Source organism: Streptomyces sp. NPDC039430, from assembly GCF_055639435.1.
The window spans coordinates 69,954-91,084 of the sequence record NZ_JBVKAK010000021.1 but is presented as its reverse complement, the minus strand read 5'-3'; the positions used below and the strand labels follow the sequence as shown (position 1 = coordinate 91,084).

Genomic DNA, 21,131 nt, shown 5'->3' with positions numbered 1-21,131 from the left:
ACAACAGACCAGGGGTCTGTAGTCTGAGGCCATGACAACGCCCTTCCAGCGCGCCCGCAGCGAGGAGCAGCGCGCCGTACGCCGGCAGGCGATCCTGGACACCGCGGCGGCGATGCTGACCGAGATGCCCGTGGCACAGGTGAGCCTCAACGAGCTGAGCCGACGGGTCGGTCTGGCGAAGTCGAACGTGCTGCGCTACTTCGAGTCCCGCGAGGCGGTCCTGCTCGAACTGCTCGACACCGCGCTGCGGGAGTGGCTGGAGCTGCTGGACGACGCCCTCGCCACGGCGGTCGACACAGCCGGCGGACCGTACGAACGCGGCGACCAGCTCGCCGGCGCCTTCGCGGAGACACTCGCGGCCCGCCCGGTGCTCTGCGACCTGGTCAGCACACAGGCCGCGGTGCTGGAACGGAACGTCTCCCCGCGGATCGCCGCGGAGTACAAACACGCCACCCTGGCCAACGCCTCCGTCATGGCCCGGCTGATCCGCGCATACGTACCCGAGCTGGACGAAAACGACGCGATGCGGTACGCCGCCGCCGCCTTCTTGCTGACCGGCGCGATCTGGACCCACGCGCAGCCGTCGGCCGCGATGCTGGCCGCGTACGAGGCCGATCCCGCACTGGCGGCCCTGCGCATGGACTTCACGGCGACGCTCCGCGAGCAGCTGGAGGTGGCGGCCTCGGGCCTGCTGGCCCGCGCGGCGCGCTGAGGCGGGGGATGGGCTGAGGCGTGGGATGGGCTGAGGCGGGGACTTCGGCTGAGGCGCGGGATGCGCTCGCTGGGGCACGAGATGCCGCGCTGAGGCGCGCGGCGCCCTGAGGCTCAGTCGGCGGATACGACGGAACGCGTAGGGGCCCCGGTACAGTCACCGCCCATGGTCAGCGACGACTTCCACGACTTCTTCCTCGCCGCCGCGAGCGCGGTGGGCGCGCTGATCGGCCTGCTGTTCGTCGCGATGTCGGTGGTCCCCAGATCGGTGATCGCGAAGGCGGAGCGCCGGAAGGAAGGCTTCAACGCGGCGGCGGCACTGAGCGTCTTCACCGACGCGCTGGTCGTCTCGATGGTGGCGCTGATCCCCGGGAACAACCTGGGGACCGGCTCGACCATCGTGTCGATCGCCGGAATCGTCTCGACGGTGGTCCTCGCCGTGGCACGGCTGCGGACGGAGATCCCACGCAGCGCCTGGTGGGAAATCCTCCGATCCACGGCGTCGCTGGCCATGCTCCTGGCGCTGTACGTGGTGCAGCTGACGAGCGCGCTGAGCATCAACGGCACCGAGGCGGACGTCTCACAGGTGCGCACGCACGCGATCCTGGTGATCGTCATGTTCATCGTGGGCATCAACCGAGCCTGGGAACTGGTCGGCGCGAGCCGCCCGGGGGTACTGAGCATGTTCAAGCACCTACCGCCGGACGAACCGCAGCAGCCGGGCGGGGGCGGGTACGGGGGCGGGTACGGGTACGGGTAGGGGGCGACGGCGGGCTGGTGGGTGGGGGCGCGGGGGTGGAGTGGGGCGGCGGGGCACCGGCTAAGCGGGCTGATGTGGGTGGGTGGTTGGGATTCATGCCCCGCTGGTGGGGGGAGGGTTCTTCGACTGCGGGTCAGGACCAAGAGGTAACCGTGGCGACCCGGAATGGATCATGGCGGGTGGGGGCCGCCCCTGAGGCTTCAGTTTCGCGGCTCCGGGTCGGGCGTCAAGGGCGCTCCTTCGTCGCGTCGGCAAGCCGATGACCTTCGGTCACCCTTGACTCCCGTCCCTGCGCCGCAAGTGCTGCTTTGAGGGGGGCGGCCCGGGGGGAGGGGTCCCCGGGGAAGCTCCCTTGTTGCGGGGGTCCGGTTGCCGACTGCCGGTCGGTGGGTGGGGGCGCAGGAGTGGAGTGGGGCGGCCCGGCACCGGCTCAGCGAGCAGGTGTGGGTGGGTGGTTGGGGCGCATGCCCCGCTGGTGAGGGCCCGTTGTCGGCTGCTTCTGTAGGCCAAGGCGTACGAGACCCGCAGCTTGCTCCCTATGTCCCAGTTTGACGGGCCTTTTGGGGAGTCCTCGGGCTGGTCATGCGTCCTGGTGCCAGCTAACCGGGCCTCATGACGCCCCACGGCCCCTGGCCGGCCCACTCACCGCCTCCCCCGTCACACCCGCCCCACCACCCACACATCGTCACCAGCGGGGCACGAATCCCGGCCACCTGCGGGGGTCAGTCGCTGAGCCGGGGCCGGGCCACCCCACACCACTCCCGCGCAGACCACCCACCGGACAGCAGGCCGGGAACAGACCCGGCCCACGAACCCAGCCCCCCGGGGACCCCTCCCCCGGGCCGCCCCCCTCAAAGCAGCACTTGCGGCGCAGGGACGGGAGTCAAGGGTGGAGCGCAGCGCAATCGGCGCAGCCGACGCGACGAAGGAGCGCCCTTGACGCCCGACCCGGAGCCGCGACACTGAAACCCAAGGGGCGGCCCCCACCCGCCATGATCCATTCCGGGCCACCCCGACTACCCCCCGGCACTCACCCGCAGCCGAAAACCCTCCCCCACCAGCGGGGCATGAATCCCAACCGTCCACGGGGATCAGTCGCTGAACCGGCGCCGGGCCGCCCCACACCACTCCCGCGCCCCAGCAGACGACAGCAGACCGGCCAGAGGCCGTGGGGCGCCATGCATCCCGGTCAACTGGCCACAGGACACACGACCAGCCCGAAGACCCCCCAAAAGGCCCGCCAAAACGGCACATAGAGGGCAAGCTGCGGATCCCGTCCATCCCGGGCCACAGAAGCACCCGACAACGGACCGCCACCAGCGGGGCATGCGCCCCAACCACCCACCCACACCAACCCGCCAAGCCGGGGCCGGGCCACCCCACACCACTCCCGCGCAGACCACCCACGATCCGAGGTCGGCAACCGACCATCCCCACCCACGGATCCCCTCCGGGGACCCCTCCCCCCGGGCCGCCCCCCTCAAAGCTGCACTTGCGGTGGAGGGGCGGGTGTCAAGGGTGGAGCGCAGCGGAATCGGCGTAGCCGACGCGACGAAGGAGCGCCCTTGACGCCCGGCCCGCAACCGCGAAACTCAAAGATCAGGGGCGGCCCCCACCCGCCATGATGGATTCCGGATCACTCCGGCTACCCCTCGGTTCTGACCCGCCGCCGACCACCAGGAACACGCCCCACCAAATGCGCCTGCGGCGCACGGATCGTGACCCGCACCGGGTCGGGGCAGCAGTAGCAGGTGTACGTGTACCCCTCCTCCGCATCCAGCGGCACCAGCGGAACAGCGGCACTGTCCACCGCAGGCATCACCGCACACGACACCACGCCGGATCCGTTACGGGTTCCATCACCCGGCCACCTCGTTCCTGGCCTCGGACAACGTGAACCAGACCGCCTTCAGCTTGGGCGAGCGCCCCCCGTAGATCGTGAATCCCCACGCACGGGCCAGGCTGTCCACGAGCATCAGCCCGCGTCCGCCATCCTGCGCACGCTCCACGCACAGCGCGGCGGGCTCGGGCGGCAGGGGGAAGGACCAGGGCCTGTCGTCCGCCACGGAGACCGTGGCCTGTTGGTGATCGACCGTCACATGTACGCGGATCAGCGGCGTATGCGTGTGGCGATGCGCGTTGGTGACCACCTCGGTCACGCAAAGGCGCGCGTCATCAACGAGTGCGCGGTGACGGTTCACCCCCAGCAGCGACGTGACGAAGTCACGCGCGACCTTGGCCGCGCTCGCGGTGTTAGGCAGGGCGAGCCGGTAGTTCTCGCCGCCTTGTGGTGGCGGGGGTACGGGAGTTGCGGTGGCGGTCACGGTGGTCATGTCGTTCTCCCAACGCGGTGCGGTCTGAACTGGCGCGTGGCCCGCCATGCGTGGCGATGACCGCGTGAGCGCGCCTCAAGGCGCGCCAAAGCGGCTGCACTTCGGTCTTACTGACGTGCGACGCGATGCTGAGACGACCATAGCGCCTTCACCTCACACGTTGGACGGAGTCGCGTAAAGTCACGAACGAGATGGACCCCGGTTTGGTCACGGGCCACACTGAAAGCCAACAAGAGGAGAGGCCGATGCCATCGAGGAAGGCACCCACAGCGCGCCAATGTCGCTTGGGTACCGAACTGCGCAAGATCCGGGAGCGCACTGGCTTGTCGCTCACCCAAGCGGCAGCCAAGCTCGGCACGGATCGCACCACCATCAGCAACATCGAATCCGGTCGATTCGGTGTAAGCCCTGAGCGAGTGCGCACCTGGGCCGGCCATTACGAATGCCCCGACGCGGCCTACATCGAGGCGCTCGCCGACATGGCAGCAGAGCGCATAAACGGATGGTGGGAGGACTATCGGGGCGACCTCTCCAGTGGCGCCCTCGATCTTGCCGAGCTGGAGCACCACGCCGTCGGCATCCGGTCAGTGGAGATCATGCACATGCCCGGCTTGCTCCAGACCGAGGACTACGCACGCGCCGTATTCACGGAGACAGTGCCACCTCCAAGCGACACCTACCTACGACGCCTGCTTTCACACCGCCTGAAGCGGCGCGACGTGCTCGACCGCGCAGACTCACCCGCTTGTACGTTCTTGATCCACGAAGCCGCACTACGGATGACGTACGGCGGCACCAAAGTCGCTGGCAGACAGCTCGACCACCTACTGAAGGAGTCGGAACGCGACAACGTCACCGTTCGAGTGATTCCGTTCTCAGCGGGTGGGTTCCCGCATGCCAGCAGTTCGGCACACTATGTGTACGGTCCCGTTCCGCAGCTCGATACCGTACAGACGGATCCAGCAACCGGATCAGGATTCCTGAATGCCGAGACGAGCCTCGAGAACTGGCGCGGCGCACTGGATCGGACCGAAGAGCGGTCACTCGATCCGGAGAGTTCGCGAGACTTCATTCGCAGAATCGCACAACAAGTATGAAGGCGTGAAAAATGGATATTCATTGGCGCAAGTCCTCGAAGTCCTCAAATGCTGACGGCAGCAACTGCCTCGAACTTGCCGAGCACGACGGCGAGATCCTGATGCGCGAGAGCGACAACCCCGACGTCATCATCCACACCACCCCCGCCAAGCTGCGCGCCTTCCTCGACGGCGCCAAGGAAGGCGAGTTCGACAACCTCGCTTGATCCAACGCGTTCCGCACAACGGGCGGTCTCCACCGGCGCAGGTGGAGGCCGCCCGTTTGGCTGCCGAGACGCCAAACAGGGCGAGTTCGACGACCTGACCTGAGCCTCCGCCCAGACCGCCAGCTTCATCACGTACAACCCGTCGACACGAGCCGCCTCACTCGTTAGACGTCAAACACTTGATACGCGTCCGCAGCAAACGCTAACGTCTCCCCCGTGCCGCCGCCACGGGCAGAACTCCCGGCCCCGCCGTGCCCGTGGATGTCGCACAACTCCCCCTCCCTCTGCGCCAGTTGGGGGAGCGTCAGAAAGGTTGCCCCCTGCCCGCCGCTCGTCATGCCGGCCAAAGGCAGGGGGCAACCCCGCACCTCCTCCACACTCCGCCCACCCGCCAGGAGGCCCCACCATGCCCAACTCCGGCACAGAGCAAGCAGAGCGCGCGTTCTGGTGCGAGCGGGTCACCTACAGCTCACTGGCCGTCGGCGGCGTCGCCGACGCGTCGCACCACGTGGCTCCCACCCCCGCAGACGCGATCAGCGCCATCCGCAGGGCCGTTCGTGATCTCGCCGCCACCCTCCCGCCCATCGAGCGCAAACGCGCCCTGAGTTGGGTGGACGGCGGCGGCTGCATCGGCGCGGTCGGGGCGCTGCACCGGGGCGAGCCGTGCGGGTTCTCGCTCAGCCACCGTGGCCTCTGGACGGAGTGGACCGTACACCCCGTCCCGCTCCCCCTCAGCACCCGGCATGACGATGGCCCTGTGCGGTGACCGATCGGTCACCGCACAGGGCCATACGTACGGCTCAGCCGTCAGTCTCGCTCGTTCGGCGGCTCGTACCACTTGTCGTTCGGTATGTACTTGCCCAAACTACCGTCCGGGTTGATCTCCCAGGCGCCCTTGATGTACCTCGAATCGATCCCGCCGGGGAAGGCGACCTCCTCTTCGCTGGACCAGCGACTGTTGTCCCCGAGGGTCCCGTTGACGTCGATTCCCCCCGGCGGATCGATGTCGTAGCGGTACTTCCTGTCTTCGTAGAGCAGATCCGGCTGCTCGTTCCTCGTCGTCCCGACGAACGCCGAGTCCGTGTTCTGCGTGACGTAGTCGTACAGATCCCCGTTGTCCGGATTCTTGGGATCGAAGCCGTTCAGGAAGATGTCCTCGGGGGGACGGTCATCGAAGCGGTACAGAGGCTCGTCCGAGTCGCGCCACTTGATGTCTTCCTGGTCGACACCCGTGATCTTGATGTCGTAGTCGTCCTCCATCACCTCTGGGTGAGGGTTGGGGTTGGGCTTGCCGACCGGGCAGTCCTCCGGCCCCGGCTCGGGCTCGGGCTCCGGCTCGGGCTCCGGCTCCGGGTCTTCCTTGATCGGCGGGGGCGGCGGGTCCGTGAGGCCGATCGCGATGGTCAGCCTGTCCTTGACGTCCTGGAACGTGTCGACACCGGCGATGGTGGACCCGGACACCGTGGAGATCAGGTTCAGGGGGGAAGGGATTCCGGAGCCGGCTGCGAACGTGGTGCCACTGACGACAACGGGCGTACGAATACCGGCCGAGGCGAGCGTGTAGCGCCCGCTGCCGGCTCCGCCGGGGGTCACACGGTTGTAGAAGGCGACATTTTTGTTCCGACAGTCGTCGTTGTCGTCGTCCTTGTCGTCATCCTTGTCGTCGTCATCCGGCTTATCCGGCTTGTCCTGCTCCGTGCAGTGCTGGGTGATCCCCGCAGGACCCATGACCGGCGTGCAGACGGTTTCCTTGCCGTCGTCGTCCTTGTCCTTGTCGTCATCCTTGTCATCGTCATCCGGCTTATCCGGCTTATCCGGTCCCGTGCAGTGCTGGGTGATCCCCGCAGGACCCATGACGGGCGTGCACACGGTTTCGCCACCCGAACCACCACTGTCCGAGCCGCCACTGCTCGACCCACCGCCGCTCGAACCACCACCGTTCGAGCCACCACCGCTCGAACTGCCACCGCTCGAACTGCCGCCATTCGAGCCACCACCGCTTGAGCGACCACCGGTGGAACCGCCACTGCTGGACCCGCCGCCGTTCGAACCACCGCCGTTGGAACCGCCACCGCTGGACCCGCCGCCGTTCGAACCACCACCGTTCGAGCCGCCACCGTTCGAACCACCACCGTTGGACCCACCACCGCTGGACCCGCCACCGTTCGAACCACCACCGTTGGACCCACCACCGCTGGACCCGCCACCGTTCGAACCACCACCGTTGGACCCACCACCGCTGGACCCGCCACCGTTCGAACCACCACCGTTGGACCCACCACCGCTGGACCCGCCGCCGTTCGAACCGCCACCGTCTGATCCACCATTGGACCCGCCACCATTGGACCCGCCGCCGTTCGACCCGCCGCCGCTTGAACCGCCGCCGTCCGAACCACCGTCGGAGCCGCCACTATCAGACCCACCATCCGAACCACCGCCGTCCGACCCACCATCGGACCCGCCGCCGTTCGACCCGCCCCCGTTGGAGCCACCACCGCTCGAACGTCCGCCGTCCGAGCCACCGCCGTTGGAACCGCCACCGTCAGACCCGCCATCGGACCCACCGCCGTTGTCCCCACCGCCGGAGTCACCACCCCCGTTGTCCCCACCGCCGGAGTCACCACCGCCGTTGTCCCCACCGCCGGAGTCACCACCCCCGTTGCTCCCACCGGAGTCACCACCGCCGTTGTCCCCACCACCGGAGTCACCACCCCCGTTGCTCCCACCGGAGTCACCACCGCCGTTGTCCCCGCCACCGGAGTCACCACCCCCGTTGTCCCCACCGCCGTTGCCGGTGCCACCGGTGCCACCGGTGCCACCACCGTTGCCGCCGCCCCCCGACTCACCGCCGCCGCCCGCGACCGCATCGCTGTCGCAGTCGCCGCCGAGGATGTTGCAGACCGCCGTCTGGAGGCCGTTCGCGATCTGAGTGCCCACGCCGCCCAGCACAAGCGCGCCGATGATCAGCGCGACCAGGCCGATCATTCCCACGTACTCGGCCGTCGTCTGACCACGGTTCCTGCGCCACCCGATCAAGTGGGAGATCGACGGGATCCCCTCCCGGCGCAGCCGCTCCAGCGTCCACCGCGGCCTCACAGCCCGCTGCTCCGCAGGCAGTTCGAACCACGTCCGACTGGCACCCGCACCGACCAGCACCAGCAGAGCACCCGGCAGCAGAAGCTGGCTGAGCCCCCGCGCGGAACCCCCGTACAGATTGACGATGCTGCCGACCAGCAGCCATCCCTGGAGACCGATCAACGCGAGCCAGACAACTTTCCCACCGGTCCACAGGCGCCGCGCCAGAATCACGGCGGCGATACCCGGCACCAGCGCGTACAGCGCGGCCAGTGTGAGCGTCGGCGTGATGTGGGTGCCCAGTTCCAGCAGCGAATTCAGTACGCCGATGGCGCCCAGCAGCGTGAGAGCGAACATCAGATAGAGCAGCACCCGGGTCACAGCAAGTGATCTCGGCAACTCCCAACGATGCGTGGGTATGCCGACCTGAATCGCCAGGCCCTGTGAGTCCGACACGGGTAACCCTTCCAGCAAACTGCTTTGTTGTCCGGCCCGGACGTCCAGCCCATGGCACGTATATCGGACAGTACGTACGACCAAGACCCATTTCGAAGGGCCCACGGACCCACCTCGGGCCCACGCCGGGCCCACGCCGTGTCTCAACGGCGGGCTCAAGTTCCCTCAGCCGGGGATTTCACTCGTAAAGATGTCGTGGCTGTCGCCGATACGCCAGCGCGGTCCGTACGAACCACGCTTGGGTAAGGGAGAGTTGAAACGCTTGAACCACCGCGCAGGAGGCCTCTCCCCCATGACCACCAAAGGCATCGACGTCTCGTCACATCAGAGTTCCAGCTACAGCACCGCCGACCTCGACTTCGTCTTCGTCAAGGCCACCGAGGGCACGTCGTACGTCAACCCCAAGATGACCGCGCAGGCCGGACGGGCCCGGGACGCCGGGCTGGTGGTCGGGTTCTATCACTTCCTGCGGCCCGGTGACATGAAGGCGCAGGCGCGCTATTTCGTCGAGAAGTGCGCCAGCGTCGAGTACGACCCGCTGTTCGCCGACTGGGAGGACGACGGGGTTTCCTGCGCCGAGAAGGACGCGTTCATCTCCGAGGTGAAGCGGTTGCGCGGGTCCAATCACCGGGTGGGGCTGTACTGCGGGCAGTACTACTGGCTGCACCGCGACACCACCAGCAACGCGGGTGACGCGCTGTGGATCGCCGACTATGTGACCGCCGGAAAGCCCCGGATCAAGGCCGCGTGGCAGTTCCATCAGTACACGGACACCCCGGTCGACACGAACGTGGGGAAGTTCGCCGACCGGGCCGCGCTGAAGAAGTGGACCCGAGGCTGAGACAAATTCCCCGTGAACCCGAGGCCGGCACGAATTCCCCGCGGCCCCGTGGACCCGAGGCCGGCACGAATTCCCTGCGGCCCCGGGGGTCCGGGCCGAATTCCCCGCGGCCCCGGGGATCCGGGCCGGAATGAATTCCGGGGCCGGGTGTGCCCTCTACGCCTTGGGGGCCACCTTCGACAGTCCGTTGATGATGCGGTCCATCGCATCACCGCCCGTCGGGTCCGTCAGGTTCGCCAGCATCTTCAGGGTGAACTTCATCAGCAGCGGATGCGTCAGCCCGCGCTGCGTGGCGATCTTCATGATCTTCGGGTTGCCGATGAGCTTCACGAAGGCGCGGCCGAGCGTGTAGTAGCCGCCGTAGGTCTCCTTGAGAACCTTCGGATAGTGGAGCAGTGCCATCTCGCGCTGGGCGGGGGTCGCGCGGGCGTGGGCCTGGACGATGACGTCGGCGGCGATCTGGCCGGACTCCATGGCGTACGCGATGCCCTCGCCATTGAACGGGTTGACCATGCCGCCCGCGTCACCGACCAGCAACAGGCCCTTGGTGTAGTGCGGCTGGCGGTTGAACGCCATGGGCAGCGCGGCGCCGCGGATCGGCATCGTCATGTTGTCCGGGGTGTAGCCCCAGTCCTCCGGCATCGAGGCGCACCACGCCTTGAGCACCTCGCGCCAGTCCAGCTCCTTGTACGCGGAGGAGGAGTTGAGGATGCCGAGGCCGACATTGGACGTACCGTCGCCCATCCCGAAGATCCAGCCGTAGCCGGGCAGCAGCCGGTCCTCGCCGGGGCCTCGCCGGTCCCAGAGTTCGAGCCACGACTCCAGGTAGTCGTCGTCGTGGCGGGGGGAGGTGAAGTACGTACGGACCGCGACACCCATCGGTCGGTCCTCGCGCCGGTGCAGGCCCATGCCCAGGGACAGCCGGGTCGAGTTCCCGTCGGCCGCGACGACGAGCGGCGCGTGGAAGGTGACCGGGGTCTTCTCCTCGCCCAGCTTGGCGTTGACGCCGATGATGCGGCCGGTGCGGTCGTCGGTGATCGGGGCGCCCACGTTGCACCGCTCGTGCAGCCGCGCGCCGGCCTTCTGCGCCTGGCGGGCGAGCTGTTCGTCGAAGTCGTCGCGCTTGCGGACCAGGCCGTAGTCCGGGTACGCGGCCAGATCCGGCCAGTCCAGCTGGAGCCGTACGCCGCCGCCGATGATCCGGAGCCCCTTGTTCCGCAGCCAGCCGGCCTCTTCGGAGATGTCGATGCCCATCGAGACGAGCTGCTTCGTGGCGCGCGGGGTAAGGCCGTCGCCGCAGACCTTCTCGCGCGGGAACGCGGTCTTCTCCAGCAGCAGAACGTCCAGGCCCGCCTTGGCGAGGTAGTACGCGGTGGTGGAACCGGCCGGGCCGGCGCCCACGACGATCACATCTGCGCTGTTTTCGGAGAGGGGCTCGGTCACAGCGGGTTCTCCCGAAGACTCGAATTTGGGTACCTGGCGGCACGGGGCATGTGCAGTCTATGGGGGTGCACTGTTACCTCCACTGAAGGGCTGCCCTCGTGAACAACATGACCCACCCCCTCCCTGTGGTGCAGCTCCACGTGCCCACGGAGGAGGACGCGTTCCACTGGCACCGGGTTTTCGACGACCCCGAGGTGATGGAGTTCCACGGTGGCGTCTCGGCGGAGAAGTCGGTGTACGAGGAGTTGACCGCCCGGCAGCGCAGGCACGACGCCGAGCGCGGCTTCTGCTTCTGGACGATGACGGACGACGACGGTGAGGTCATCGGCTTCACCGGCGCACAGCCCTGGCCGCACGAGACGTTCGGTCCGGTCGGCGAGATCGAGATCGGCTGGCGGCTGGGGCGGGCCCACTGGGGGCGGGGTTACGCGACGGCCGCCGCGCGCGCCACGTTGGAACGGGTACGCGCGGCGGGGGTCGGCCGGGTCGTCGCGATGGTCAACTCCCGCAACGAACGCTCGGTCGCGGTGACGCGGCGGCTCGGGATGGAACTGGCGGAGACGTACCCGCTCTCGTCGGGGGACACCGCGTACTGCTTTCGGATGGAGTTGTGAGCCGGTGAGCGCCTGATCCGGAGCCGAGCCGGGACCGAGCCTGAACCGAAGTCGGAACCGAGCCGGAGCCGAAGTCGGAGCCGAGCCGGTCCCGGGGGTCGCCTGAGCCGGCGCGGCTCAGGCGCGTACGCCCCGGTGCAGCGCCACGATCCCGCCCGTCAGATTCCGCCACGCCACCCTGGACCAGCCCGCCCCCTTCAGCCGCGCCGCGAGGGCGGGCTGTTCCGGCCAGGCCCTGATCGACTCGGCGAGATAGACGTACGCCTCGGGGTTGGAGGACACGGCGCGCGCGGTCGGCGGCAGCGCGCGCATCAGGTACTCCTCGTAGACGGTACGGAACGGCGCCCACGTCGGGTGCGAGAACTCACAGATCACGATCCGCCCGCCGGGCTTCGTCACCCGGTACAGCTCGCGCAGCGCGAGGTCCGTGTCCTGGACATTGCGCAGGCCGAAGGAGATCGTCACCGCGTCGAAGACCCCGTCGGCGAACGGCAGTTTCGTCGCGTCCCCGGCCGTGAACGGCATCCATGGGTGCCGCTTCTTGCCCGTACGCAGCATGCCCTGGGAGAAGTCGCAGGGCACGACGTACGCACCGGCCGCGGCGAGCGACATCGAGGAGGTGGCGGTGCCCGCGGCCAGGTCGAGTACCTTCTCCGCCGGGCGGGCCTTCACGGCCTTGGCGACCTCCTTGCGCCACAGCCGTGCCTGGCCGAGCGAGAGCACATCATTCGTGAGGTCGTACTTCTCCGCCACGTCGTCGAACATCGAGATGACTTCGTGCGGCTGCTTGTCCAGGGAGGCTCGGGTCACGCGCTCCATTGTGGCAGGGCCGGAATCGGCCGGACCGGCCCGCTCCCCCGTACGACTCCCCGCTCCCGCAGGACGCGGCTACGCACAGACACGGCTGAGCGCCTACGCGAGCTACCGGGCTACCGGGCTACGGGGCTACGCGCGGCGGTGCACCAGTCGGCCCGCGCACACCGTGGCGACGCAGCGCCCGTCCGCGTCGAACACCGCGAGATCGGCGCGGCCCGCCTCGGCGATGGCCGTACGCCCGGCCACGGGCAGGACGAGGACGCCCACCCGCGCGGCGGCTTCGCGCAGCCCCGGGGCCGTCGCGTACTCGGCGAGGACCGCCGCCGCGCCCAGCTTCAGTACGGCGTGGATCCGCTCGCGCGGGGTCGGGGCGTCCGGCAGCGGCCCCTCGTGGACACGGGCGGGCCCGAGCACCCCGGCCCACGTCCGCACCCGCGCACCGGGGAACCGCTCCCGCAACTCCTCGAACGTGCCGACCGCGCCGATCCGGTCCCCTGTCACCACGACGCCGCCGCCCTTGACCGGCTCAGCGGCGTCCCAGGCGCGGCGCACCTCGTCGGCCACATGCAGGGTCTCCACCGCGCGGACTCCCGGACTCCCGATCGATCGGCTCAGTTGGTGGCGATGAGCTTCAGCTCGGGGTGGGCCGTACCGCCCTCGATCGCCGTCGACGAGATGTGCGACTGGACGCGGTCGTCGACGGGGTCGTTCGCCGGGTCGTCGTGCACGACCAGGTGCTCGTACGTCGTGGCGCGCTGCGCCGGGACGCGGCCCGCCTTGCGGATCAGGTCGATGATCTCCAGCCGGTTGGAACGGTGCTTGGCGCCGGCCGACGACACCACGTTCTCCTCCAGCATGATCGAGCCCAGGTCGTCGGCGCCGTAGTGCAGCGACAGCTGGCCGACCTCCTTGCCCGTGGTCAGCCAGGAGCCCTGGATGTGCGCGACGTTGTCGAGGAAGATGCGCGCGATCGCGATCATGCGCAGGTACTCGAAGAGCGTGGCCTGCGTCTGGCCCTTCAGGTGATTGTTCTCGGGCTGGTAGGTGTACGGGATGAAGGCGCGGAAACCGCCCGTCCGGTCCTGTACGTCACGGATCATCCGGAGATGCTCGATGCGCTCGGCGTTGGTCTCGCCCGTACCCATGAGCATCGTGGACGTCGACTCGACACCGAGGCCGTGCGCGATCTCCATGATCTCCAGCCAGCGTTCGCCGGACTCCTTGAGCGGCGCGATCGCCTTGCGCGGGCGGGCGGGCAGTAGTTCGGCGCCCGCGCCCGCGAAGGAGTCGAGACCGGCGGCGTGGATGCGCTGGATCGCCTCCTCGGCGGAGACACCGGAGATCCGGGCCATGTGCTCGACCTCGGAGGCGCCGAGGGAGTGGATGACCAACTGCGGGAAGTCCTTCTTGATCGCGGCGAAGTGCTTCTCGTAGTACTCGACGCCGTAGTCCGGGTGGTGGCCGCCCTGGAACATGATCTGCGTACCACCCAGCTCCACGGTCTCCGCGCAGCGGCGCAGGATGTCGTCGAGGTCGCGGCTCCAGCCCTTGGCGGTGTCCTTGGGCGCGGCGTAGAAGGCGCAGAACTTGCACGCCGTCACACAGACGTTGGTGTAGTTGATGTTCCGTTCGATGATGTACGTCGCGATGTGCTCCGTCCCGGCGTACCGGCGGCGGCGTACGGCATCGGCAGCGGCGCCGAGCGCGTGCAGCGGAGCGGAGCGGTAGAGGTCGAGCGCTTCCTCGGGGGTGATGCGACCGCCGGCGGCGGCGCGGTCCAGGACGTCAGTGAGGCTGCCAGTGACTTTTACGGACGTGAGGTCGGCCTTCTCGGTCACCGGTGCGGGTCCTTCCCAAGGGGGCTGTGACGACCGATCCAGCCTACGCCAGGGGTGGCGGCGGGCCGCGAGCGCCATGGGGGCGGGTGAGCCTCAGGCGCGGGGAAGCGGCCTGCTCATGTCTGCGGCTGCCGCTGTGGCCACGTCTGCGGCCGACCCGTGGCCACGTCTGCGGCCACGTCTGCGGCCACGTCTGCGGCCACGTCTGCGGCCACGTCTGCGATCGCCTCTGTGGTCACCTCTGTGGTCACCTCTGCTTCGTCAGGATGCCGGTGGGGCTGCCCGCCCGCGCGTCCTCGGAGAGGTAGCGCAGGCCGTCCCTTTCGAGGCCGAGCCGCAGTCCGGTCGTGCTCTCGGTGCACATGTCCTTGCTGCGAGGGCCGCGCCGGGCGTCGACCACGAGGGTGTTGCCCTCGACGCCGGTGAGGGTGAGCAGGTCCTCGCAGATGAAGTTGCCGAGTATGTCGGTCTGTTCGGCCTTTCCGACCCGCTCGCCGGCGGAGCCCGTTTGTATGGTCACCTTCATCGTGCCCGCGGGCAGTCCGGCGGCGGTGACCTCGCCGTCCCAGACACCGACGAGTTCCGCGGGTACGGAGGCGTCGCCGGAGCCTGCCTGAGGACTGGACGCGGAGACGCTCGACGACGGGGCGGGCTTGTCCGTGGAGGCGGAGTCGTTGGTGCCGCCGCCGCTCGGGATGAGGTCGAAGAGGAACGCGCTGCCCACCATCACTGCGGCCATCGCGCCCGCGACGGCCAGTGCCACCGTGCAGCTGATCTTGCGCGCTCGGCGTCCGGTGCCGGTGCCGGTGGTGGAGTCGGAGCCGGTGCCGGTGTGGGAATCGGTGCCTGCGATGGAGTCGGGACCCGTTCCCGTTGCCGTGCTGTCCGTCGGCGGTCCGAAGACCCCCAGCGACGGGTTGCTGAAGGGCACGGGACCCGTCTGTACGGGCGGAGCCGTCGCTTCCAGGTGCAGCAGCCGGACCACCGCCCGGCTGACCTCCTCGACCAGCGGTGCCGGCAGCCAGCCCGCGGCCACCAGTTCCCGCGCACCGTCGGCCATGCCACCGGCGAGGCGGCGCACGATCTCGGCCGGCGCGGGCCGTGCGGACGGGTCCTTGGCGAGGCAGTCCGCGACCAGCTCTCGCAGTTCGCCGCGGAGGGAGCCCAGTTCGGGCTCCTCGTGCACCACGTTGTAGAGGAGCGCGGCCGACGAGTCGCCGGGGAAGGGGCTCGTGCCCGTCACCGCGTACGCCAGTACCGCGCCCAGCGAGAAGACGTCCGACGCGCCCGAGACCGCCTTGCCCAGGATCTGTTCCGGCGACATGTAGCCGGGCGACCCGACCGAGACGCCGGTCGAGGTGAGCGAGGCGGTGCCGTCCGTGGCACGCGCGATACCGAAGTCGATCAGCCGGGGCCCGTCCGGGGCGAGCAGCACGTTCGACGGCTTGACGTCCCGGTGCACGAGCCCGAGGCCGTGCACGGCCTCCAGCGCCTCGGCGAGACCGGCGCCCAGCGCGCGTACGGAGTGTTCGGGCAGCGGGCCGTACGTCCCGACCGCCTGGGTCAGCGAAGGGCCCGCCACATAGGCCGTGGCCACCCACGGAACGGCCGCCTCCGGGTCGGCGTCCAGCACCGGCGCCGACCGGCGGGACCCGTCGGGCGCCGTACCGACGCGCTGCGCCGCGTCCACCTCGCGGCGGAAGCGGGCCCGGAACTCGTCGTCCGTCGCGAAGTGCGGATGGACGACCTTGACCGCGACCGTACGGCCGCCCTGCGAGCGGGCGACGTAGACCCTGCCCATTCCGCCCGAGCCCAGCCGCCCGAGCAGCCGGTACCGACCGATGATCGCCGGATCGCCGGCCTCCAGCGGCTGCATTCCCCGTCCCCCTCGTGAGTCCTGTCCTACGTCCCCGAACGTCCCGACGGACCTCTACGCAGCAGAGTAGGGGGTGGGGGTACGTCCGCGGTCAGGTCCTGAGCAGCTCGACGTGCACATCGGCAGGGAACCCGGTGGTCGGGCCCGTGCGGTGCGCGAACTCCCGTACGCCCGCGAGCTGGTCGGGGCCGAAGCGGAAGTCGAGCGTCGTGAAGTACCGCTCCAGCAGCTCCGCGTCGAAGGTCTCCCACCGCGCCGCCTGCTTGGCGACCTTCGCGACCTCTTCCAGGGAGAGATCCCGGGACGCGAGGAACGCCTCGTGGACCTTCCGTACGACCCTCGGCTCACGCGCGAGATAGTCCTTGCGCGCCGCCCACACCGCGAAGACGAACGGCAGGCCCGTCCAGTCCTTCCACATCTGCCCCAGGTCGTGGACCTGGAGGCCGAGCCGGGGCGCTTCGTAGAGGGAGGCGCGCAACGCGGCGTCACCGATCAGGACGGCCGCCTCGGCCTCCTGCATCATCAGACCGAGATCCGGCGGACACGTGTAGTAGTCGGGCGCCACCTTGTACTGCTCGCTGAGCAGCAGCTGAGCCAGGCGCACGGATGTACGGGACGTGGAGCCGAGGGCCACCCGGGCGCCGTCCAGCTGGTCCAGCGGTACCTGCGAGACGATGACACAGGACATGACAGGCCCGTCGCAGCCGACCGCGAGATCGGTGAAGGCGACAAGATCGTCGGCGTTGCGGAGGAATTCGACGAGGGTGACGGGGGCGATATCCAGCTCGCCGCGCACCAGCTGCTCACTGAGCTTCTCGGGAGTGTCCTTCGTCAGCTCCAGATCGAGAAGAGCACCGGTCCTGGCGAGGCCCCAATAGAGGGGCAGGCAGTTCAGGAACTGAATATGGCCGACACGCGGCCGACTGCGACGGTCGTCACCGCCGCCGGCCACCACTGGTGCCCCAGGCGTCCCAGTCGCCTCAGGCACCTCGGCCGGGGGGGCTGCCGCGCCGGATGCCCCTGATGCCCGTGATGCTTCTGTCGCTGTGTTTTCCGCTGGACTGTCCACAGCGCGAGGCTAGACCCGCGCCGGGTGCGGGACGGCCCCGGGGCTCCCTTACGGCGTGGCTCGTCAGCACGTCAGGGCCCTATACAAACGTCCGGGTGAAGTGATCTTTCCCTCTACCGCTGGACATGTACTGCGTGCTAGGCTCGCCGCAAGTTGCAGTTTGGTTTCCCTTGCAGTACAGAGCCTGCGGAGCATGTGACCCGCAGGCTTTTGTAGTTTTCAGACTTCTTTGCAGGTTCTGGAGCAGGGCAACCCTTTGGCCCAAGGAGGGCTTATGGCTACCGGAACCGTCAAGTGGTTCAACGCTGAAAAGGGCTTCGGCTTCATCGCCCAGGACGGCGGCGGCCCGGATGTCTTCGTCCACTACTCCGCGATCAACGCGACCGGCTTCCGCTCCCTTGAGGAGAACCAGGTCGTGAACTTCGACGTCACTCAGGGCCCGAAGGGCCCGCAGGCGGAGAACGTCACCCCGGCCTAGTTGCCCGGGTCGGCGATCGCGCACGACTTACGCAGTAACCAAGGAGCCCTGCTTTCCCCACTCGGGTGGGGGACAGCGGGGCTCCTGCCTTTCGCGCCGGGGCGAGCGGGAGGGGCGCCGCTACCGACAATCCAACCCCTGTTCCCACGCTGGAACGTATACGACCGGTGAGCGGTGGGGGTGGGTTTTCGGCTGCGGGTGAGTGCCGGGGGGTAACCGTGGTGGGCCGGGGGGTTTGATGGCGGGTTGGGGCCGCCCCTCAGGCTTCAGTTTCGCGGCTCCGGGTCGGGCGTCAAGGGCGCTCCTTCGTCGCGTCGGCAAGCCGATGACCTTCGGTCACCCTTGACTCCCGCCCCTCCACCGCAAGTGCTGCTTTGAGGGGGGCGGCCCGGGGGGAGGGGTCCCCGGGGAAGCTCCCTTGTTGCGGGGGTCCGGTTGCCGACTGCCGGTCGGTGGGTGGGGGCGCAGGAGTGGAGTGGGGCGGCCCGGCACCGGCTCGGCGAGCAGGGGTGAGTGGGTAGTTGGGGCGCATGCCCCGCTGGTGAGGGCCCGTTGTCGGCTGCTTCTGTAGCCGGGGGGCGGACGAGAGGACCACCCGCCCCCTATGTCCCAGTTTGGCGGGCCTTTTGGAGGGTCCTCGGACCGGTGATGCGTCCCGTGTCCACTTAACCTGGCCCCACGGCACATCACGGCCTCTCACGGGCCCACTCACCGCCCCCTGAGTCACAGCCACCCCACCACCCACACACCCTCACCAGCGGGGCATGCGTCCCAACCACCCCCCACGGCCAGACGCCGAGCCGGTGCCGGGCCACCCCACACCACTCCCGCGCCCCAGCAGACGACAGTGGGCCGGCCAGGGGCCGTGGGGCGTCATGAGGCCCGGTTGGCTGGCACCAGGACGCATAACCGACCCGACGACCCCCCAAGAGGCCTAACAAACTGGGGCATTAGGGGCGGGTGGCCGCTTCCATCCGCCCCGGGCTACAGGAGCAGCCGACAACGGGCCCTCACCAGCGGGGCATGCGCCCCAACCACCCACCCACACCAGCCCGCTGAGCCGAGGCCGGGCCACCCCACACCACTGCCGCGCAGCCCCGCAGGGCCCACCGGCCAGTAAGCCGGCAACCGGAGCCCGGGAACATGGGTGCCTCCCCGGGGACCCCTCCCCCCGGGCCGCCCCCCTCAAAGCAGCACTTGCGGTGGAGGGACGGGAGTCAAGGGTGGAGCGCAGCGCAATCGGCGCAGCCGACGCGACGAAGGAGCGCCCTTGACGCCCGACCCGGAGCCGCGACACTGAAACCCAAGGGGCGGCCCCCACCCGCCATGATCCATTCCGGGCCACCCCGACTACCCCTCGGCCCTCACCCCCAGCCGAAAACCCACCCCCACCCCCACCACCTACCGCCTCCCCCCGTACAACCCCTCGATCTCCGGGCCGAAGTCTTCCGCGATCTTCGCTCTCTTCAGTTTGAGCGACGGCGTCAGGTGGCCGCTCTCTTCCGTGAAGTCCACCGGAAGGACCCTGAAGCGGCGGATGGACTCCGCGCGGGACACCAGGCGGTTGGCCTCGTCTATCGCGCGTTGGAGTGTGCCGCGCAGGTCTTCGTCCTCCGTCAGGGCGGGCAGGGGGATGTCCTGCTTCTTCTTCATCAGGCGCCAGTGGGCCAGGCCGTCGGGTTCGAGGGTGATCAGGGCCGTGACGTACGGGCGGTTGTCCCCGAGCACCATGCACTGGCTGACCAGAGGATGCGCGCGCAGCCAGTCCTCCAGGGGTGCCGGGATGACGTTCTTGCCGCCCGAGGTGATGATGATGTCCTTCTTCCGGCCGGTGATCGTCAGATAGCCGTCCTCGTCCAGCGCCCCCAGGTCCCCCGTCGCGAACCAGCCCTCCGGCTGCCCCGGCCCGGATCCCGGGCCCGGCTCCAGCGCCCCCACCGCCCGGCCCCGCTCCGCGTCCCAGTAGCCGGCGAACACATGGCTCCCGCGCAGCAGTACCTCCCCGTCGTCGGCGATCCGTACCGCCGTGCCCGGCAGCGGCCAGCCGACCGTTCCCAGCCGGGGTTTGAGCGGTGGGGTGACGGTCGACGCCGCCGTCGTCTCCGTCAGGCCGTACCCCTCGAAGATCCCGATGCCCGCGCCCGAGTAGAACGCGGCGAGCCGGCGCCCCAGGGGTGAGCCGCCGCAGATCGCGTACGTCACCTTGCCGCCCAGGGCGGCCCGTATCCGCCGGTAGACCAGCGGGTCGTACAGCGCGCGGGCCGCGCGCAGGGCGAACGACGGGCCCTGGCCGGTGCCGTGTTCCTCCGCCTCCAATGCCTGGCCGTACCGCCGGGCGATCCTCGCCGCGCGGTCGAAGGACGAGGCGCGGCCCATCCTCTCGGCCGTCGCGCGGCCGGTGTTGTAGACCTTCTCCAGGACGTACGGGATGGCCAGCAGGAACGTCGGCCGGAACCCCGCCAGATCCGCGAGCAGGTCGTCGGTCTTGATGGACGGCGCGTGTCCGAGCCGTACCCGCGCCCGCAGACAGCCGATCGCGACCATCCGTCCGAAGACATGGGACAGCGGCAGGAACAGCAGTGTGGACGCCGGCTCCTTGCTCACCGATTTGAAGACGGGGTGGAGCAGTTCGATGGAGTTGTCCACCTCGGCGAAGAAATTGGCGTGGGTGAGGACGCAGCCCTTGGGACGTCCGGTGGTGCCCGAGGTGTAGATGAACGTGGCCGGGGAATCCGGCGCCAGCCGCGAGCGGCGCGCGATGACCTCCTCGTCCGGGAGGTGTTCGCCCGCGCCGCGCAGGGTGCCGACGGCGCCGGTGTCGAACGCCCACAGGCGGGTGAGATCCGGTAGTTGTCTGCGTTCCTGGGAGATCAGCCGGGCCTGCTGCGCGTCCTCCACGACGCATGCCACCGCGCCCGAGTCCTGGAGGATCCAGCGAGCCTGGAAGGCGGAGGAGGTCGGGTAGATGGGTACGGTGATCAGCCCGGCGGCCCAGGCCGCGAAGTCGAGGAGTGTCCACTCGTAGGTCGTACGGGCCATGATCGCGAGTCGGTCACCGGGGCGCAGCCCCTCCGCGATCAGCCCTTTGGCGACGGCCCGTACCTCGTCGGCGAAGGCGGCGGCCGTGACGTCCCGCCACCGCCCGTTCGGTCCCTTGCGGCTGAGGACCGCCTCGCCGGGGGCCTCTTCGGCGTTGTCGAAAGGGATGTCCGCGAGGGAACCGTGCCGGACGGGCGGCGCGAGCGGGGGTACGGACACCTGTCTCACGGTCCCGTCCACGCGCTGCTTCTCGGGCTCGACCAGCCTCGGAAGAACGGACACGGAGGGCTGAGGGGACTGCGCGGACCGCGCGGACCGCGCGGACCCGGCATCGGCAGATGTGTCGGCGGACACGGGCGGCTCCTCGGCAGTGAGGCTTCTGCTGCTGCGCTGCTGAACTGCTGTGCTGCTGAACTGCTGTGCTGCTCCGTCATCCCGTGAGACGCGTTCGGGAATCGCCAGCGCCTCGTGGATCCCGA

17 protein-coding genes are annotated in these 21,131 nt (G+C 69.2%); 8 read left to right on the top strand and 9 right to left on the bottom strand.

The genetic code is table 11. The annotated features are described in order from the left end of the window. Positions 1-31: 31 nt before the first annotated feature. Both ACZ7LS_RS33430 and ACZ7LS_RS33425 read left to right on the top strand, forming a co-directional pair. On the top strand, positions 32-712 hold the full coding sequence (locus tag ACZ7LS_RS33430; protein WP_382525741.1) for a TetR/AcrR family transcriptional regulator: 681 nt from the start codon (positions 32-34) through the stop codon (positions 710-712). A 165-nt stretch (positions 713-877) separates the two neighbouring features. Continuing rightward, positions 878-1,471: a hypothetical protein gene (locus tag ACZ7LS_RS33425; RefSeq protein WP_385134605.1), complete on the top strand. Its 594-nt coding sequence runs from the start codon at positions 878-880 to the stop codon at positions 1,469-1,471. 1,859 nt (positions 1,472-3,330) lie between these two features. Here ACZ7LS_RS33425 and ACZ7LS_RS33420 read toward each other — a convergent pair. Beyond that, entirely contained in the window at positions 3,331-3,804 is a 474-nt protein-coding gene (locus tag ACZ7LS_RS33420; RefSeq protein WP_382525735.1) for an ATP-binding protein, read from the bottom strand. A gap of 245 nt (positions 3,805-4,049) precedes the next feature. On the opposite strand from ACZ7LS_RS33420, the gene ACZ7LS_RS33415 reads away from it, so the two are divergent. From ACZ7LS_RS33415 to ACZ7LS_RS33405, 3 genes are all read left to right on the top strand, one after another. Next, positions 4,050-4,901, top strand: coding sequence for a helix-turn-helix domain-containing protein (locus ACZ7LS_RS33415; protein ID WP_382878739.1), 852 nt, complete (start codon positions 4,050-4,052; stop codon positions 4,899-4,901). Positions 4,902-4,912: 11 nt separating this feature from the next. Next, the gene (locus ACZ7LS_RS33410) at positions 4,913-5,107 is read left to right on the top strand and encodes a DUF397 domain-containing protein (protein WP_382525731.1); all 195 of its coding nucleotides are present in this window, start codon (positions 4,913-4,915) and stop codon (positions 5,105-5,107) included. Between the two features lie 406 nt (positions 5,108-5,513). Further along, a complete protein-coding gene (locus ACZ7LS_RS33405) occupies positions 5,514-5,873 on the top strand; it encodes a hypothetical protein (protein WP_382525729.1) in 360 nt (119 codons plus the stop codon). Between the two features lie 41 nt (positions 5,874-5,914). On the opposite strand, the gene ACZ7LS_RS33400 is transcribed toward ACZ7LS_RS33405, so the two are convergent. After that, positions 5,915-8,581, bottom strand: coding sequence for a scabin-related ADP-ribosyltransferase (locus ACZ7LS_RS33400; protein ID WP_469450099.1), 2,667 nt, complete (start codon positions 8,579-8,581; stop codon positions 5,915-5,917). 349 nt (positions 8,582-8,930) lie between these two features. Here ACZ7LS_RS33400 and ACZ7LS_RS33395 point away from each other — a divergent pair, with 349 nt between their 5' ends. Continuing rightward, positions 8,931-9,479: a glycoside hydrolase family 25 protein gene (locus tag ACZ7LS_RS33395; RefSeq protein ID WP_385134602.1), complete on the top strand. Its 549-nt coding sequence runs from the start codon at positions 8,931-8,933 to the stop codon at positions 9,477-9,479. Positions 9,480-9,635: 156 nt separating this feature from the next. Here ACZ7LS_RS33395 and ACZ7LS_RS33390 read toward each other — a convergent pair whose 3' ends face one another. Next, positions 9,636-10,922, bottom strand: a complete 1,287-nt coding sequence (locus ACZ7LS_RS33390; RefSeq protein ID WP_129773153.1) for a geranylgeranyl reductase family protein — start codon at positions 10,920-10,922, stop codon at positions 9,636-9,638. A 107-nt stretch (positions 10,923-11,029) separates the two neighbouring features. Here ACZ7LS_RS33390 and ACZ7LS_RS33385 point away from each other — a divergent pair, with 107 nt between their 5' ends. After that, a complete protein-coding gene (locus tag ACZ7LS_RS33385) occupies positions 11,030-11,536 on the top strand; it encodes a GNAT family N-acetyltransferase (RefSeq protein WP_382525723.1) in 507 nt (168 codons plus the stop codon). Positions 11,537-11,653: 117 nt separating this feature from the next. On the opposite strand, the gene ACZ7LS_RS33380 is transcribed toward ACZ7LS_RS33385, so the two are convergent. The 5 genes from ACZ7LS_RS33380 to ACZ7LS_RS33360 all read right to left on the bottom strand — a co-directional run bounded on the left by ACZ7LS_RS33380 (position 11,654) and on the right by ACZ7LS_RS33360 (position 17,021). Further along, the gene (locus tag ACZ7LS_RS33380) at positions 11,654-12,346 is read right to left on the bottom strand and encodes a demethylmenaquinone methyltransferase (protein WP_385134600.1); all 693 of its coding nucleotides are present in this window, start codon (positions 12,344-12,346) and stop codon (positions 11,654-11,656) included. A gap of 135 nt (positions 12,347-12,481) precedes the next feature. Continuing rightward, the gene (locus ACZ7LS_RS33375; protein ID WP_382525719.1) at positions 12,482-12,931 is read right to left on the bottom strand and encodes an imidazolonepropionase-like domain-containing protein; all 450 of its coding nucleotides are present in this window, start codon (positions 12,929-12,931) and stop codon (positions 12,482-12,484) included. 32 nt (positions 12,932-12,963) lie between these two features. After that, complete coding sequence (mqnC, locus tag ACZ7LS_RS33370) at positions 12,964-14,190, bottom strand: cyclic dehypoxanthinyl futalosine synthase (protein ID WP_385134598.1); 1,227 nt, start codon at positions 14,188-14,190, stop codon at positions 12,964-12,966. Between the two features lie 247 nt (positions 14,191-14,437). Then, positions 14,438-16,066 carry a serine/threonine-protein kinase gene (locus ACZ7LS_RS33365; RefSeq protein WP_385134597.1) on the bottom strand — a complete coding sequence of 543 codons (1,629 nt, stop codon included), beginning with the start codon at positions 16,064-16,066 and terminating at the stop codon, positions 14,438-14,440. Positions 16,067-16,157: 91 nt separating this feature from the next. Further along, a complete protein-coding gene (locus ACZ7LS_RS33360; protein WP_385134595.1) occupies positions 16,158-17,021 on the bottom strand; it encodes a menaquinone biosynthetic enzyme MqnA/MqnD family protein in 864 nt (287 codons plus the stop codon). A 388-nt stretch (positions 17,022-17,409) separates the two neighbouring features. Here ACZ7LS_RS33360 and ACZ7LS_RS33355 point away from each other — a divergent pair, with 388 nt between their 5' ends. After that, positions 17,410-17,613, top strand: coding sequence for a cold-shock protein (locus tag ACZ7LS_RS33355; RefSeq protein ID WP_017948713.1), 204 nt, complete (start codon positions 17,410-17,412; stop codon positions 17,611-17,613). Positions 17,614-19,014: 1,401 nt separating this feature from the next. On the opposite strand, the gene ACZ7LS_RS33350 is transcribed toward ACZ7LS_RS33355, so the two are convergent. Further along, complete coding sequence (locus ACZ7LS_RS33350; protein WP_385134630.1) at positions 19,015-20,934, bottom strand: AMP-dependent synthetase/ligase; 1,920 nt, start codon at positions 20,932-20,934, stop codon at positions 19,015-19,017. Positions 20,935-21,131 lie beyond the last annotated feature (197 nt).